This window comes from Paenibacillus vandeheii (assembly GCF_030433635.1).
GTDB lineage: Bacteria > Bacillota > Bacilli > Paenibacillales > Paenibacillaceae > Paenibacillus > Paenibacillus vandeheii.
The window spans coordinates 213,186-229,817 of the sequence record NZ_JAROCD010000004.1 but is presented as its reverse complement, the minus strand read 5'-3'; the positions used below and the strand labels follow the sequence as shown (position 1 = coordinate 229,817).

At 48.3% G+C, this 16,632-nt stretch carries 13 protein-coding genes; 11 read left to right on the top strand and 2 right to left on the bottom strand.

Annotation, left to right across the window (positions count from 1 at the left end; translation table 11 throughout):
* Nucleotides 1-306: 306 nt before the first annotated feature.
* Both P5G61_RS09050 and P5G61_RS09045 read right to left on the bottom strand, forming a co-directional pair.
* Complete coding sequence (locus P5G61_RS09050) at nt 307-1,086, bottom strand: ABC transporter ATP-binding protein (protein WP_301246152.1); 780 nt, start codon at nt 1,084-1,086, stop codon at nt 307-309.
* An 88-nt stretch (nt 1,087-1,174) separates the two neighbouring features.
* Complete coding sequence (locus P5G61_RS09045; RefSeq protein WP_435874101.1) at nt 1,175-2,401, bottom strand: MFS transporter; 1,227 nt, start codon at nt 2,399-2,401, stop codon at nt 1,175-1,177.
* Between the two features lie 98 nt (nt 2,402-2,499).
* Here P5G61_RS09045 and P5G61_RS09040 point away from each other — a divergent pair, with 98 nt between their 5' ends.
* The 11 genes from P5G61_RS09040 (at nt 2,500) to P5G61_RS08990 (ending at nt 16,563) form a co-directional block, all read left to right on the top strand.
* A complete protein-coding gene (locus tag P5G61_RS09040) occupies nt 2,500-3,414 on the top strand; it encodes a helix-turn-helix domain-containing protein (protein ID WP_301246151.1) in 915 nt (304 codons plus the stop codon).
* 475 nt (nt 3,415-3,889) lie between these two features.
* Nucleotides 3,890-4,807 carry an ABC transporter permease gene (locus tag P5G61_RS09035; protein ID WP_301246150.1) on the top strand — a complete coding sequence of 306 codons (918 nt, stop codon included), beginning with the start codon at nt 3,890-3,892 and terminating at the stop codon, nt 4,805-4,807.
* A 29-nt stretch (nt 4,808-4,836) separates the two neighbouring features.
* Nucleotides 4,837-5,718 carry a carbohydrate ABC transporter permease gene (locus tag P5G61_RS09030; RefSeq protein WP_063565907.1) on the top strand — a complete coding sequence of 294 codons (882 nt, stop codon included), beginning with the start codon at nt 4,837-4,839 and terminating at the stop codon, nt 5,716-5,718.
* Between the two features lie 55 nt (nt 5,719-5,773).
* Nucleotides 5,774-7,369, top strand: coding sequence for an extracellular solute-binding protein (locus P5G61_RS09025; RefSeq protein WP_301246149.1), 1,596 nt, complete (start codon nt 5,774-5,776; stop codon nt 7,367-7,369).
* A 31-nt stretch (nt 7,370-7,400) separates the two neighbouring features.
* Nucleotides 7,401-8,384 (top strand): LacI family DNA-binding transcriptional regulator, encoded by a 984-nt coding sequence (locus tag P5G61_RS09020; RefSeq protein ID WP_301246148.1) that lies wholly within the window; start codon nt 7,401-7,403, stop codon nt 8,382-8,384.
* A 44-nt stretch (nt 8,385-8,428) separates the two neighbouring features.
* Nucleotides 8,429-9,541, top strand: coding sequence for a glycoside hydrolase family 88/105 protein (locus P5G61_RS09015; RefSeq protein ID WP_301246147.1), 1,113 nt, complete (start codon nt 8,429-8,431; stop codon nt 9,539-9,541).
* A complete protein-coding gene (locus P5G61_RS09010) occupies nt 9,538-10,614 on the top strand; it encodes a pectinesterase family protein (RefSeq protein ID WP_301246146.1) in 1,077 nt (358 codons plus the stop codon). Before P5G61_RS09015 ends, P5G61_RS09010 begins: the two co-directional genes overlap by 4 nt.
* A 374-nt stretch (nt 10,615-10,988) precedes the next feature.
* Nucleotides 10,989-12,560, top strand: a complete 1,572-nt coding sequence (locus P5G61_RS09005; protein ID WP_301246145.1) for a chitinase — start codon at nt 10,989-10,991, stop codon at nt 12,558-12,560.
* Nucleotides 12,561-14,660 carry a glycosyl hydrolase family 18 protein gene (locus tag P5G61_RS09000; RefSeq protein ID WP_079348097.1) on the top strand — a complete coding sequence of 700 codons (2,100 nt, stop codon included), beginning with the start codon at nt 12,561-12,563 and terminating at the stop codon, nt 14,658-14,660. It abuts the gene before it with no gap.
* Between the two features lie 311 nt (nt 14,661-14,971).
* Entirely contained in the window at nt 14,972-15,718 is a 747-nt protein-coding gene (locus P5G61_RS08995) for a hypothetical protein (protein ID WP_301246144.1), read from the top strand.
* Between the two features lie 41 nt (nt 15,719-15,759).
* Nucleotides 15,760-16,563, top strand: a complete 804-nt coding sequence (locus P5G61_RS08990) for a hypothetical protein (protein WP_301246143.1) — start codon at nt 15,760-15,762, stop codon at nt 16,561-16,563.
* The last annotated feature ends 69 nt before the right edge of the window (nt 16,564-16,632 follow it).

Genomic DNA, 16,632 nt, shown 5'->3' with positions numbered 1-16,632 from the left:
AGCCCAAAAACCTGTCCACATGTGGATAAGATTTTGGGCTGTTTCGACTGTTCGGATTGTGAATAGATAAATTGAACTAAAGAATATTTACACTTGCCACTCCGATGACAGAACAACCTTCCGATCGCTGTTATCCCCAGATTTTTTAAATCCCTTATTTAAAGGGGAAAATCCGGGGATAAAGGCGAAGCGTATGCTTCCGATGCAGCTTTCTTACAGAAAGCTTTTAGCTCCACTTCTTCAGGTTATTTCTGTCCTCTCCGTTATCGTGTAAATGTTTAGTTCAATTTATATAGATACAAAAAATTATTTTTCCGCTGCTCTTACATAGACACGTTCTCCATGCCGATCCACATCCACAGGGGATTCAAAAAAGTTACTCAGCACGTCTCTGTTCATCAATTCGCTGGTTAATCCGCTGTTCACGATCTCGCCCCGCCGAAGCAGCAGGCTGTGACTGAATACAGGCAATATTTCCTCCGTATGATGAGTTACGTAGATGAGCGAAGGGGTATCCGGCTTCTGCGTCAGCTCACGGATGCTTTCCAGCAACCGCTCTCTGGAGAACAGATCAAGCCCATTGCAGGGTTCGTCCAAAATGAGAACACGGGGGTTAGCCATCAGGGCTCTGGCAATGAGCAGCTTCTGCTTTTCCCCCTGGGAGCAGGTACGGTATTCGCGATCCCACAGATGCTGACAGCCGAGTGTACGCATCAATTCCCGTGTCTGATCCAGATCCTCGTCTGAAAGTTTATCATACAGTCCGATCGTGGCATGTTTGCCGCTGATCACGACATACTGTGTGCGGTCGGTGCCATGCAATTTCTCCTGGAGGGAGGAGCTGACCCAGCCGATCGACTTCCGCAGCTCGCGCAGATCTACATCCCCGTAACGGTGTCCAAGTACGGATATCGTACCTTCTGTCGGCCAGAGATATCCGGTGATCATGTTCAGGAGTGTGGTTTTGCCGGAACCATTCAGCCCAAGCAGTGCCCAATGTTCGCCTTTGTTTACACGCCAGCTGACATCGTTCAGCAGGGTGATCGGTCCCCTTTTCCAGGTAACATGCTGTACATCAATGATCATGGGTTATTCCTTCCTTCTGTTTAGCCTCTGTCTCGATTCGATTATCCTGACCTTATTGTAGTCACAAAACGACTGGTGTTTCAATATATTAGGCGTTTCTTGGCCGATCCCGGCGCAGGAATACAGCACACACCCCGAGCAGCGGCAAAAAGGAACATAGCTTGATGACGAATGAAATGCTGGTCACATCAATGAGGGAACCGAGCACAACCGACCCAAGTCCCGCCATGCCGAACGACAGGCCGAAGAACAATCCGGACACCGTTCCAATATGGCGCGGCAGCAACTCCTGCGCATACACAATGATGACACTGAAGCCGGACATGAGAATCAGTCCGATGAAGCCGCACAGCACCATGGATACAGCAGGTCCCGCGTAAGGCAGCAATAGTGAAAATGGCGCAGTACCCGCGATGGAGAACCAGATCATCGGTTTACGTCCATAACGGTCAGCAAGTGGGCCGCCGAGCAAGGTGCCAACCATGCCTGCAAATTGCAGAACAAACAGGCAGATCTGTGCCTGCGAAAGAGGCAGGTTATACGCATCGGCGTAATAGAAAGCATAGTACCCGGTCATGCCAGCAATATATACGAATTTGGAAAACAGCAGCAGGATGAGAATACCCATTGTAAAAGCGATAAATCCCCGACTTACAGGCTGGACAGTTGGCTGCACGATGCCGTTTACCTGTACAGGATGTTGCTGACGGCTGCGATTGTCCGCCAATTTGTCTCTATACCAGCGGCTAACGGAAGACTGGATAAAGATCCCGATCAGGGCAAAAGCCATCAGCCACAGAAAACTAAGCTGCCCATGTGGGAGCAGGATAAAGGCAACGAGCAATGGGGCGAGAGCCTGGCCGGTATTACCACCGACCTGGAAGATGGACTGTGCCATTCCGCGACCGCGACCTGCCGCCAGATGGGCGACGCGTGAGGATTCGGGATGAAGAATGGATGAGCCTATGCCGATCAATGCTGCGGATACTAACAGCATCCATAACTCGGAAGACAAGGCAAAGCCGAGAACACCAATCAGGGAGAATAACATGCCGCCGGGAAGCAGGATCGGCATCGGCTTGCGATCAGACAGATAACCGACCAGCGGCTGAAGGACCGATGCGGTAATATTCAATGTGAAGGCAATCCAGCCCATCTGGGCGAAACTGAGCTGCATGGTTTGCTGGAACAGCGGGAAAGCAGACGGAACAACGGTCTGCATCGCATCATTCAGCAAATGGGCGAAGCTGACCCCGGCAAGCGCCCAATTGGCGGAGTGATTGATTTGCATTTTGCTTACAGCGGCTTGAGCCACGGGAGATCACCTCGAATTATTTTTTTTACTATGATAAAAGATACAGACAGCTATTGTCTTTGTGAAAAGTGCTTGGAAAGTGAGCATGATTTGCTATAATGTCAGCAGGTGAGGAAACGATGGAATTAAATATGATGCTGAATGGATTGGAATTGTGGAAGGCTTCTGGCGGATTCGCCAATGAACCCCATGTACATGATGACTGGTATCAGATAACGTTACCTGTAAGAGGTGAGTGTCATCTGGTGCAGGAACACCAAGCGTATCCTCTGCAAGCAGGATTGGGGATTATTGCCCATCCCCGGATGGAGCACTTTTTCGAGATTGGTTCGGATTCGGCGGTTATCGTGATCAAGTTCCGTAATCCGCCAGGAGGCGGCTTGGAGGATGCAGATCGACCAAGGGTGCAGACCGAATTTCGACCTACGCAAACCTTCGATCCTGCTGAAATCAGCAGACTGTTCCGAGACTGGAACGCCCTTTTGCTGGACGATGCGCCTGAACCATTGCAGATACAGGAAACGGAGCTTGCCGTAGAGACATATCTTGCAAGAGTGCTGTCTAGTCAACAGAATAGAAGCGGCTTGACGCAGGCAACCGCAGGCATAGATTGGGTTGGGAGTGCGGGCGGGAGCCTGGTTTACGAGCAGCTTCAGAATCTGCTTCAGCGAACAAGCGGCAACGGCGGCGCGTTCATCGATCCCCATTTGCGACGCGTGTTGGAGTATATACACAGTGACTATACAAGTCCAATGGACATTGAATCCATGGCGGCGGTTGCGCACCAGAGCAGGTATCATTTTATGCGTTCCTTTAAGGCACTGACAGGTTCAACGCCGTATCAGTACGTGCTGAATCTGCGTGTGGAGGAAGCTACCCGACGACTGCGCCATACAACAGATTCTGTGACCACCATCAGCTTTGGGCTGGGGTTCGCCAATGTCAGTCAGTTTTACAGGGCGTTTCAGCGAGTGACGGGTGTAACACCGATGGAGTATCGGAATCGGATATAGAATCCGAAGAGGTTTAAGCCACAGGTACACTTTTCAAAAAATAAAACAATCCTGCGCTGCGCCAGAATGCTGGCGGAGGCAGGACAAGAGCCGGGCAGAACGGGAAAATTCGTTCGTTGCCCTTTTTCTCGACTTTTTGGCCGTTAACACGCCTCCCTGACCCGCATAACCATGCGGATCTCTGTGCAGGCATACACTGATTTTTGTTGTTGCCAAACCAGAGGGACTTTGCTAAGATGGGAAAAATAGTTTTTGTAAGCGTATACATTTGGAGGAAAATTACAACGTTGTAATTAAGGATTTGCACATGAATGTTCTCTTCGGATGTTTTCTCCATTTCAGTTTTTAATTCCATTTATCAAGGGATTTAATTAACCATGTGTTCAATTATAAATATTTAAATAAGGGTAATGCAGCCTGTGTTTGTCTAAAAATTCAAACGTTGTAAATTTAATGCGAAGGGGAGTGTTATACGGTGAAAAATCGCATGTCCACGCTGTTTAGCCTGATCAAACGGGATAAGTTTTTGCTGCTGATGTTCTCGCCGATCTTTCTGTATTACGTCATCTTCATGTATGTTCCCATGCCGGGCATGCTGCTGGCCTTCCGCAATTTCATGCCGGGACAGGGAATGTTCAGCGGGGAATGGGTGGGTCTAAGATGGTTTGATCAGTTCGTGAACTCCATCTATTTCTGGAGGCTGCTGCGCAACACGTTTTTGCTCGCCTTTCTGCCACTTTTGTTCGGCTTTTCCATTCCCATTCTGTTCGCGGTCTGTATTGTGGAGATCAAGAATCAGACGTTCAAGCGGTTCGCCCAGACGGTCACCTACCTTCCGCATTTCATCTCCACTGTCGTTGTCGCGGGCATGATTATTAACTTTCTGTCACCTACGGACGGGATCGTAAACACCATAATTGCCAAGCTCGGTATGGAGAAAGTGAACTTCATGATGGACGCCGGGTGGTTCCGAACGATATTCACCAGCTCCGATATCTGGCAGAGCTTTGGCTTCAGCTCCATCATTTACATTGCAGCCATTATGGGCATTGACCCCGAAATGTACGATTCCGGCAAAATCGACGGGGTCAACAAATTTCAGGAGCTGTGGCACCTGACACTTCCAAGTATCAAACCAACGATTGTCATCCTCCTGCTCCTGTCGCTTGGCGGCATTATGAGCGTAGGCTTCGAGAAAGTATATCTGCTCTATAACGGCGCTACCTATGAGACCGCAGACGTGTTATCCACCTACGTATACAGGATGGGGATTGAAGGACAGAACTACGGATTTGCGACAGCTGTCGGCCTGTTCAACTCCATTATCACCTTTGTGCTTGTGTTCGCGGCCAATACGATGACCCGGCGCCTGACCAAGATGTCACTCTGGTAAGACCATATCCCGACCCAAAGGAGACCTGTATGCAAAAATCAAGAAGTGACCGGTTATTCTATGGATTTGTCTACCTGCTGACTATATTGGCTGTCGTCGTTACGCTGTATCCTTTCCTGTATGTGATCAGCATTTCATTCAGTTCGGTTGATGCGATCGACAAACAAAAGGTTGCGTTGTGGCCGGTAGGGTTCACCTTGTCCGGGTACAAAATGGTGCTCCAATACCGGGAGTTGTGGGTGTCCTTCTATAACACCCTGTGGTACACCGTTATAGGTACACTGCTGAATATTGTAGCTACGTGCCTCGCTGCATTTCCGTTATCCAGACAACAATTTTTCCTGCGCAGAAAGCTGAACTTTTTCATCGCCTTCACCATGTATTTCTCGGGTGGACTCATCCCGGTCTACATGCTGATTACGTCACTCGGGCTGTACAATACGCGATGGGTGATGGTGCTGCCTGTGCTGGTCATTACGTTTAATGTCATGATCTGCCGCTCAGCCTTCGAGGGTATTCCGAATGAAATCTTCGAAAGTGCAAGCATAGACGGGGCCAATGAACTGACCATGTTATACCGTCTAGCAATACCCATCATCAAGCCAACGCTTGCCGTGCTGACGTTATATTACGCCGTATTCCACTGGAACAACTTCTTCTCAGCCCTGCTATATCTGGGCAAACAGGATATGCAGCCCTTGCAAATGTTCCTGCGCAGAGTGCTGATCATGGCATCACCGGAGGTCATGCAAAAAATGGGTGGCACGATGACCACAGGCGCGCTGGCGGTGTCCACACTTCAGGTTCGGTATGTGTCGATTGTGGTCAGCATTCTGCCAATCGTTACGATCTACCCTTTTATCCAGCGGTACTTCGTCAAAGGGATTACCCTCGGAGCCGTGAAAGGATAGCCTTATTGATCACCATGCATCACCCAAGGTTGTTCATAACAAGGAGGAATAACGGATGATAATCAGAGGGGCCGGAAGAAAAAGTGTTCTCGCGGTGATACTTGCCATCAGTCTCGCCGGATGCAGCAGCAGTACAGGAGCAGGGGGAGACAAGGAAAGTGCTTCACCAAGCTCGGAGCCAGCGTTTAACTACACAGGGGCAGGTCCGGTAACCGACCAGAAAGATGCCAAGCTGTCGATTCTCGGGACCAACGCATGGACGACCAACGTGGATCTCTCGACTGCCGAGATTGTGAAAAAAATTGAGAGTAACGCTGGGGTAACGGTCGATTGGGATCTCATTCCGCCGCAGAATTATGCGGATGCGGTGAATCCAAGGCTTGCGGCCGGAACGGGATTGCCAGATATCGTCTATTTGCCGGATCAGGATCAGCTCATGAAATACATTAACAGTGGTCTGTTTATTCCGCTGAATGATCTGGTAGAGAATTATGGTGTGAATCTCAAAAAAATATACGACAAATCCCCATCCGTCAAAGCCAGTTTAACGACGCCAGATGGTAAAATGTATTATGTTCCGCAGCAAACGCTTACGAAAAACTACATGCCATTGTTTATGGTGAATGAACGCTGGTTGAAGAAGTTGGGACTGAACGAACCTACGACACTGGATGAGTTCACAGCGATGCTGCGCAAATTCAAGACAGATGACCCGAACGGTAACGGCGAGGCGGATGAAATACCATTGTCCATGGAATCCAAGTTTGTGCCGATGGCATTTGGCCCTGCTTTTGGCCTCGATCTGTCCAATCAGTTCTATGCTGATGACCAGGGCAAGGTGCATTTCAGCTATTATGAGCCTGCCTACAAGGAATATCTGACATACCTGAATGGGCTGTACAAAGAAGGCCTGCTCGGGGTGGACTATGCCAGTACGACAAGCGATCAGGTGACCTCCCGCATCTCGCAGGATGTAACCGGAGCCACCTTTAATTTTAGCTGGTACATGTCGATGGTCTACAGTCCGCTGTTCAAGGATTATGATCCTGCGGAGCCTATCTTTAAAGGCGTTTTGCCACTGAAAGGGCCGCATGGAGACCAGTTTTATATTGGACGTACAGCCGTGAGTGGGATTTTTGGAATATCCAAGGACAGCAAAAACCCGGAACTCGCCTTCCGTTTCCTGGATTATGCGGTGAGTGAAGAAGCGCAGACGTATTATACGTGGGGAATCAAGGATGATACGTATACTGAAGAGAATGGCGTGAAGACATTTACGGACAAAGGCAAGGATAACGACTATATCCAGAAACTCGGCATTGGTCCCGTGAATCTGCCAAACATTCAGTCTACGGACTCGGCGGATTCCGTTGTGGCCGAATGGCATGCCAAGCTTGACAAAGAATTGGAGCCATACATCCACGAACCGTTCCCATTCGTATATGCTCTGCCGGATGAGGCGAGTGTAGAGAGCATGTCCATGCCGGATATTACGACATATGTGGAAGAGATGAACTTCAAATTTATAAGCGGAGATACCAGTCTGGATCAGTTTGACAATTATATTGAGACGTTGAAAAAAATGAACATTGAGCAGGTTATTGCCGGCAGACAGGCGCAATATGACCGGTATAAGGCTGCACAGCAATAAGCTTCCCAAGGGTTGAGAGGTGTGGATTGATTTGATAACCATTAAGGACATTGCCAAACTGGCGGGAGTGAGCTACAGCACGGTATCCAAGGCGCTCAACGGTGATCCCCGCATCAAACCGGCGACGCGGCAGAAGGTGCTCGCGGTTGCGGAGAAGCATCAATATCGAAAAAACATTATGGCACAGCAGCTTTCCACCGGCAGAAGCAACATTATCGGCTTTGTTCTTGATGAACTGAGCAATCCGTTGTTCTCGAATATATCGGGCAATCTGCACGCAGAGCTGAAGAAGCGGGGATACCAGATGATTTTGGTCGTCGCGGATGATGGGCTGGATGTTTTTAGCCAGCTTCGCGTAGATGGATGCATTCTGTGGGATTATGCGCTGGATAATCGGGATGCCTTCTGGAAAAAGTTCGCGACACTTAACATGCCGTGTTTTGTGCTTGGTACAGATGAAGCCCCGAACTCCCCTTATATCAAGATTGACCGGAAAGAGGGCATATACAAAGCGGTTGAGCATCTGAACTCACTGGGACATAGCCGGATTGGTTTCATTGGCAACTCGCAAAATATCAAGCTTGAAGGGTATCGGGAAGCTTTGCAGCGCACGGGTCTTGAATTTGATCACCGCCATGTGCTGCCTGCACACTCCTCCTGGGAGGACGGATATTTTGCTATTCGAAATTATACGTTTGAACCCGATTCACCAACGGCATTTATTGGCTTGAACAACCTGGTGACCCGAGGTGCGCTGCGGGCTTTGCTGGAAGCAGGCTACAATGTGCCCAATGATATTTCGTTAATCGGTTATGATGATCTGCCGGATATGCAGTATGCCGAGGTGGCGTTGACAACCATTGGTCCGCCGCTGGATGAACTGGCCGCACAGGCGGCAGAGTTGATCGTATCGTTGATCCGTGATGAGCATGTGGATTATCCGGTCGTCATTCAGCCGAAGCTGAATCATCGCAATTCGACGGCCGTTTGTCGGCAGCAGGTGTCTGAGCATTAAGGATAGGCTGAGTACAACATTCAAGGTCCAGGGAGGGTTCTTTTATGCAGGTACAAACGCAGTTATCTTGGTCGGAGCGAATAGCGGAGATGATTTGCCGGCAATGTGATGGAGAGGGCTATCATGTGTTTCCTTCGGAACGGTGGGCTTATGTTCAGGGGATGACGTTAATGGCAATGGCACGCACCGGCAAGCAATACGGCAAGGACGAGTATGTTTCTTTTATGAAAAGACATATGGATCTGTATATTCAGGAGGACGGTTCCATCGGAACGTATTCCCTGGAAGAGTACAACCTGGATCAGATCAATCAGGGCAAGAACCTGTTCGAACTGCTGGAGACCACCGGGGATCAGCGATATGCTGAAGCCGCACACCTGCTCGCAGCCCAGCTTGCAGGACAGCCCCGAACATCGGAGGGTGGATTTTGGCACAAAAAAATCTATCCGTTCCAGATGTGGCTGGATGGGTTGTATATGTCGTCGCCATTCCTGGCGCAATATGCCAAGACGTTTGATCGGCCTGATCTGTGGGATGAAGTGGCTCATCAGATTTTGCTGATTGAACACAAGACCCGTGATCCGCGCACAGGTCTGCTCTATCATGGCTGGGATGAATCGAAGGAGCAGATCTGGGCCGACTCCGTAACCGGATGCTCTTCGCACTTTTGGAGTCGGGCGATGGGCTGGTATGCGATGGCGATCGTGGATAGTCTGGAGCACTTCCCGATCCATCATCCGAAACGGGGCACAATCATTGGCATCTTCGAGCGTATGTGTAATGCCTTGGTTCGTGTACAGGAGCAGGAGAGCGGACTCTGGTTTCAAGTGCTGGATCAGGGATTCCGCAGAGGCAATTATCTGGAAGCTTCCGGTTCAAGCATGTTTGTGTACGCCATGGCAAAGGGCGTTCGCTTGCGTTACCTGGAGCCGCATTTCAGGCAGGCCGCAGAGAAGGGATGGCAAGGACTGACGTCCCGGTTGGTGGAAGAAACAGAGGAAGGCGTGAAGCTGAACGCGATCTGTCACGGGGCAGGGCTGAGTCTGGATCGGGATGGTTCGTACAGTTATTATGTCGGCGAGCAGATTGTGAGTGACTCGTTCATGGGCATGGCACCGCTCCTGCTGGCTGCGCTGGAAATGGAGCGCTTGCCATGAACAAACCTCTGTCACAAGGAGCGAATCTGGATCTGTACAGGAATGGTTACCTGGTTGCTGCGGACGGAAGTGGCGATTTTTCCACTATTCAGGCTGCCATTAATGCGATTCCGGCCGACTGCACTGAAAAGTATACAATTCGTATAAAGCCAGGCACCTATGTTGAAAAACTGCACATTGAGAAGCCAATGGTCCACCTCATGGGTTCGGGAGCCGATCAGACCATCATCACGTATGATGATTACGCGCTCAAGAAGTTCCCGAACGGGGAGTTGTATCATACCTTTCATTCCTACACGGTCTTTATCGGTGAAGATGATTTTACCGCAGAAGGGCTTTCCTTCGTAAACTCGGCTGGACCTGGTCGTGAGGTTGGTCAGGCGTTGGCCGTCTACGTGGATGGGGATCGGGCAGCCTTCCGCCATTGCCGATTTATAGGTCATCAGGACACGATCTTTACCGGACCGCTGCCTGAGCAGCCGATGGACCGGAGTTTCTTCGGGGGGCCGCGTGACGGGGCGGAGCGGCGGAAGCTGCGTCAATATTATGAGGACTGTTACATTGAGGGCGATGTCGATTTTATTTTTGGCTCGGCTACGGCAGTGTTCCAGGGGTGTGAGATCTTTGCAAAGAATCGTTTATCGGATTCAGCGGCGGCGGAGGGAGATGTGAACGGCTGGATTACCGCTGCCTCTACACCCGAGGATGTACGTTATGGCTATGTGTTTATCGATTGTGACCTAACCAGCAATGCCCCCGCCCAGTCCGTATATCTGGGCAGACCGTGGCGTAATCATGCCAAAGTCTGCTTCCTGAACTGTTGGATGGGCGCGCATGTGAAGCATGAGGGCTGGCACAATTGGAACAAGACCGATGCGGAAGCGACGGTTGCGTACGTTGAATATCATAGTGCGGGGCCTGGGGCCGGAAGTGTGATGGGGAGAGTTCCATGGGCGAAAATACTCAGTGAGCAGGAAGCGGCCGAATACGCTGTGCCTGTTATTTTATCCGGCGAGGATGGGTGGCAGCCTTTCGAAGGTATGCTGTCATTTGAACAGCTTCCTCGAAATTAAAATAAACGTGGTAATACATCCGTTACTTTAAAATAAAAAAAGGCCGTCTATCACGTCTCTTAATGACGTGGTAGACGGCCTTTTGCGCGGTATATTACATTTTTCGCCCCCCATAGAAATAATTTATCCCTTATCTCAATTGCATTTTACTGATTAAATACAGGGTGAGGATCTGTAAATTCCCTGTAAAATTTGGTTGATGCCTGCAAAAAGAGAAAACGAGAGGGAAGGTCCATTTTGATAAGGAAAGGGAGTGAAGCGACGCTCATCGTAAGACGGTTATACATGCTCTATAGATCGCGGATCACATGTAAGTGCACCAGTGAAGCATGGTTTGCAAGGTGAAAATAACCTGAATACAGGAGGGATTTTGCTTGAATCAAGCTGTTCGATTCCGCCCGGTCATTACATTCGCTTTGGCATTTCTTCTGATTATTACGTGGTTTGCACCAAGAGCAGACGCCGCTGCCCAGTGGCAGGCAGGCACCGCATACAAAAAAGGAGATCTAGTAACCTATTTAAATAAAGATTATGAATGTATTCAGCCCCATACGGCTTTGACCGGATGGGAGCCCTCAAATGTGCCCGCATTGTGGAAATACGTCGGGGAAGTTACGGGAGGGGGGACTCCAACTCCGGATACGACACCACCTTCCGTTCCTGCAGGTTTAACCTCATCCTTCGTCACGGATACATCGGTCAATCTTACCTGGAACGCATCCACGGACAATGTGGGTGTAACCGGATATGAAGTGTACCGGAACGGTACTCTCGCGGCGAACACTTCAACAACTACGGCTGTAGTAACAGGACTGACAGCCGGCACCACATATGTTTTTACAGTCAAAGCAAAAGATGCGGCAGGCAATCTGTCCGCTGCAAGTACCTCTCTCAGCGTTACGACTTCCACCGGACCTTCGAATCCTGGGCCAACCGGCAGTAAATGGCTAATCGGCTACTGGCACAATTTCGACAATGGCTCTACCAATATTAAACTTCGCAACGTGTCAACAGCCTATGACGTTATTAATGTCTCCTTTGCCGAGCCGATCTCACCCGGCAGCGGAACGCTTGCTTTTACGCCGTATAACGCTACGGTAGAAGAGTTCAAGTCGGACATTGCATACCTTCAGAGCCAGGGGAAAAAGGTACTTATCTCCATGGGAGGAGCCAATGGCACGATTGAGCTCACGGATGCGACCAAGAGACAACAGTTCGAGGATTCCCTAAAATCCATTATTTCGACTTACGGATTCAATGGCCTAGACATCGATCTTGAAGGAAGCTCCTTGTCTCTAAATGCGGGGGATACCGACTTCCGTAGTCCGACGACTCCGAAGATTGTTAACCTGATTAACGTCGTGAAAGCGCTTAAATCACATTTCGGTGCCAATTTCGTTCTAACTGCTGCACCGGAAACGGCCTACGTACAGGGCGGATATCTGAACTATGGTGGTCCTTGGGGGGCGTATCTTCCAGTGATTCATGCCTTGCGCAATGACCTGACCCTGCTGCATGTGCAGCACTATAACACCGGTTCGATGGTGGGACTGGACGGCAGCTCATACGCTCAAGGGACAGCCGATTTCCATGTCGCCATGGCCGAAATGCTGCTTCAAGGCTTTAACGTAGGCGGAAGCTCGGGTCCATTCTTTAGTCCTTTGCGACCGGACCAGATTGCGATTGGCGTACCTGCTTCCCAGCAGGCTGCTGGAGGTGGCTATACGGCGCCAGCTGAGCTGCAAAAGGCATTGAATTATCTGATCAAAGGAGTATCATACGGCGGTTCCTATACATTGCGCCAGCCTGCAGGCTATGCCGGTCTCAAGGGCATTATGACCTGGTCAATCAACTGGGACGCATATACAAATAACCAGTTCTCGAACGCACATCGTCCATTCCTGAATGGGCTTAGCACGCAAAAGACAGAGGAGGTTGTGTATTAAATGATAAATTTAAATAAACACACTGCTTTTAAGAAAACTGCAAAGTTTTTCCTTGGTCTTTCCTTGCTCTTATCCGTTATTGTTCCTTCTTTTGCACTCCAACCTGCTACGGCCGAAGCAGCAGATTCTTATAAAATTGTTGGGTACTACCCATCCTGGGCTGCGTACGGGAGAAACTATAATGTAGCCGATATCGATCCGACCAAAGTGACGCATATCAACTATGCGTTTGCCGATATTTGCTGGAACGGCATTCATGGAAATCCAGACCCTTCGGGCCCTAATCCTGTAACCTGGACCTGCCAGAATGAAAAAAGCCAAACAATCAATGTTCCGAACGGAACGATTGTGCTCGGCGATCCATGGATCGATACGGGCAAGACCTTTGCAGGGGATACGTGGGATCAGCCCATTGCAGGCAATATCAATCAGCTGAACAAGCTGAAACAAACCAATCCTAACCTGAAAACCATTATCTCCGTCGGAGGATGGACGTGGTCCAACCGCTTCTCTGATGTAGCTGCGACTGCTGCAACTCGAGAGGTCTTTGCGAACTCTGCCGTCGACTTCCTGCGGAAGTACAATTTTGACGGGGTAGATCTGGACTGGGAGTACCCGGTATCCGGCGGACTTAATGGTAACAGTAAACGTCCTGAAGATAAGCAAAACTACACTTTGCTCCTGAGCAAAATCCGTGAAAAGCTGGATGCAGCGGGAGCTGTGGACGGCAAGAAGTATCTGCTTACGATTGCAAGCGGTGCGTCTGCGACCTATGCTGCCAATACGGAGCTTGCAAAAATTGCTGCCATCGTCGACTGGATTAACATTATGACATACGATTTTAACGGGGCTTGGCAAAAAATCAGCGCGCATAATGCGCCATTGAACTATGATCCTGCGGCTTCAGCCGCTGGCGTGCCAGATGCCAATACATTTAATGTGGCTGCCGGAGCACAAGGGCATTTGGATGCAGGCGTACCGGCTGCTAAACTCGTGCTTGGTGTTCCATTCTACGGCCGTGGCTGGGATGGATGTGCACAGGCAGGCAACGGCCAGTATCAGACGTGCACGGGTGGTTCTTCCGTTGGAACATGGGAAGCAGGCTCCTTTGACTTCTATGATCTGGAAGCCAATTACATCAACAAAAACGGATATACACGTTACTGGAATGACACGGCCAAAGTGCCATATCTCTATAATGCGTCCAACAAACGCTTTATCAGTTATGACGATGCAGAGTCCGTTGGATATAAAACGGCTTATATCAAGAGCAAAGGGCTCGGCGGAGCGATGTTCTGGGAGCTCAGCGGTGACCGTAACAAAACACTCCAAAACAAACTGAAAGCCGATCTGCCTACCGGAGGTACAGTGCCACCAGTAGATACGACGGCACCAAGCGTACCAGGAAATGCCCGTTCGACAGGCGTGACGGCAAACTCGGTGACGCTGGCATGGAATGCTTCAACAGATAATGTAGGTGTGACAGGCTATAACGTCTATAATGGCGCTAATCTTGCGACAACAGTAACCGGAACGACCGCAACGATCAGCGGACTTACAGCGGGTACGTCATATACCTTCACGGTAAAAGCAAAAGATGCAGCAGGTAATCTGTCTGCAGCCAGTAATGCAGTAACCGTAAGCACTACGACTCAGCCGGGAGGCGATACACAAGCGCCAACTGCACCGACAAACCTTGCTTCCACCGCGCAAACGTCCTCCAGCATAACGCTTAGCTGGACGGCATCCACAGATAACGTGGGTGTAACGGGTTATGACGTTTACAACGGGACAACACTGGCGACAACAGTAACCGGAACGACGGCAACAATCAGCGGGCTTGCGGCCGATACATCGTATACGTTTACGGTAAAAGCAAAGGATGCAGCAGGCAATGTGTCTGCAGCGAGCAACGCGGTGAGCGTGAAAACCTCGGCAGGAACGACGAATCCCGGCGTTTCCGCTTGGCAGGCCAACACAGCTTACACTGCAGGACAGCTGGTCACATATAACGGCAAGACGTATAAATGTTTACAGCCCCACACGTCCCTGACAGGTTGGGAACCATCCAACGTTCCTGCCTTGTGGCAGCTTCAATAGTTAAAAATTTGAATACAACATTTTTAATTAAAAGCGCGCAGTAGACAAGAAAAACCACCGATCTTTGATCCGGTGGTTTTTCGCTCATATGAATGAAATTCTCGCCGTGGTTAGTATCCGGCAATTTGTCTGGATCGTTGTGATACCAAGGAGTTTCTGCTTTGCTAATCGGATGATGGAGTTGAATAAAATGTTACGTAAATATCAACAAATAAATACATTTTTTAAACTTGTTGGATAAATAGGTTGGTATAATGATAGGGGAAATCTGTATATGAAAGCGGGAGGTTACAATTAAAAAATATATTTTGATGTTAGCTCCATCGGTATTACTGCTCAGCGTACTCCTTGCCTGTAACAATCAACAAGACGCTGGAGCGAAAACACCTGGCAATAATATAAATCAACAAACCACTAATCATTCATCTACATCTACTCTAGAACAAAATCCTTCAGTTGTTATATCTAGTTTATTTTCTAAGTCTTCATTATCAGATTCAATTGTCATTGATTCTATTAATGAAGACCGTTCTATTCGGGCAGAACAACAAACAGATAAGGGAACACTGCTTATGGTTTCCAATGGTAAGGAAGAAAGAGGACATTTAAACGTATCAAGTACGCAGGGACAAGAGGGAGATCAGTCCTTCCAGAGTAATTATTCCATTAATTATAAATATGATGGTCAGGATAAAGTTTTATTAGAATTACCAGCTTATATATTTATCCAACCATCAGACAAAAAATTAAAATTTGTAAAAGTGAGTTTTAAAGATGCTGATGTTTATGCCCTCACCCCACAATATAAAACGGGGCATGGATTGGAAGCCTATGTACTCGCAATCGACAAACAAAGTGGGGACGCATCCCCATTAGAGATCGTTAAAGATGGCCATGTTTTTAAGACACTTCTGTATTCTGAATCTGAACCCGTACTTAATGTTGAAAACGATAGTTTAGTTGTCCATTCGCCCATAGGTGCTGGAACCCCTAAAGAAGATGCAAAAGACGTTCTTTATAAACTCAATTTGAGTACTAAGCAACTCATCTCTGAATAAAAATGAAATCCTTAATAATAATCGCAATGGAGGACATATTCTTGAAAAAAATTATAATTGCCACAATGGCAGGATCTATTTTATGGTCCGGATGTGGTGCAAATAATCACTCTTCGATTCCGATAAAGATTGATGAAAACGCGTCCAAAGAAAGTGCGGCAACAGCAGCACCAGCTAAATCAACTCTTAATACACTACTATCCAAGACTTCAGATAAGAGAATTGCTGTTTATGGTGTTCAAGATAAAGCACAAAAAGACATGTTTTCGTCATTAGATGTCGTGATAAATGGAGAAACGAAAACATTCAATTGGATCAATGTAACCAACCCCTCCTTTTATCCTCAAATTTCGGTCATTGATTTAGATTCAGATGGAGAAAATGAAATTGTTATTGTTCTGACCAAAGCCACAGGGACTGGAATACATAATTCGGAAGTGCACGTGCTTAAATCAGACTTTACAGAATTATCAGTTTCGGATCCGAAAGAATTTGTTCTGAACAATATTAAAGTTGATCTAAAAAAGGTTAAGGAAACTCGCCAATATACGGTTTCAGTTGATGGTAAGGAGTATTCATTTGAATTCAGTGAAAGCGATTCAAGCGATTGGTTTGAACAACCAACGGTTCAGAATATATTGAGATATGGGACAAAGGATAATCTGCTTATTGCTGAATTACCAATTCAGATTTCAATAGGTCATTATCTAGGTGATGCAATCGTTAGATATGCATTTGTTAATGGAAGAATCGAACCGTCTAAAATAGAGTTTACAATAGAAGGCGCTGGAGTGTCCTTCTTCAATGTGAATCTACATCAAAAATCCTCCAACTTTCGCATATAACGAGAGTTGGAGGATTTGCGCAACTTATTTTATCTAAAAATTTAAAACGGACTAATCAGAAACCTTCAA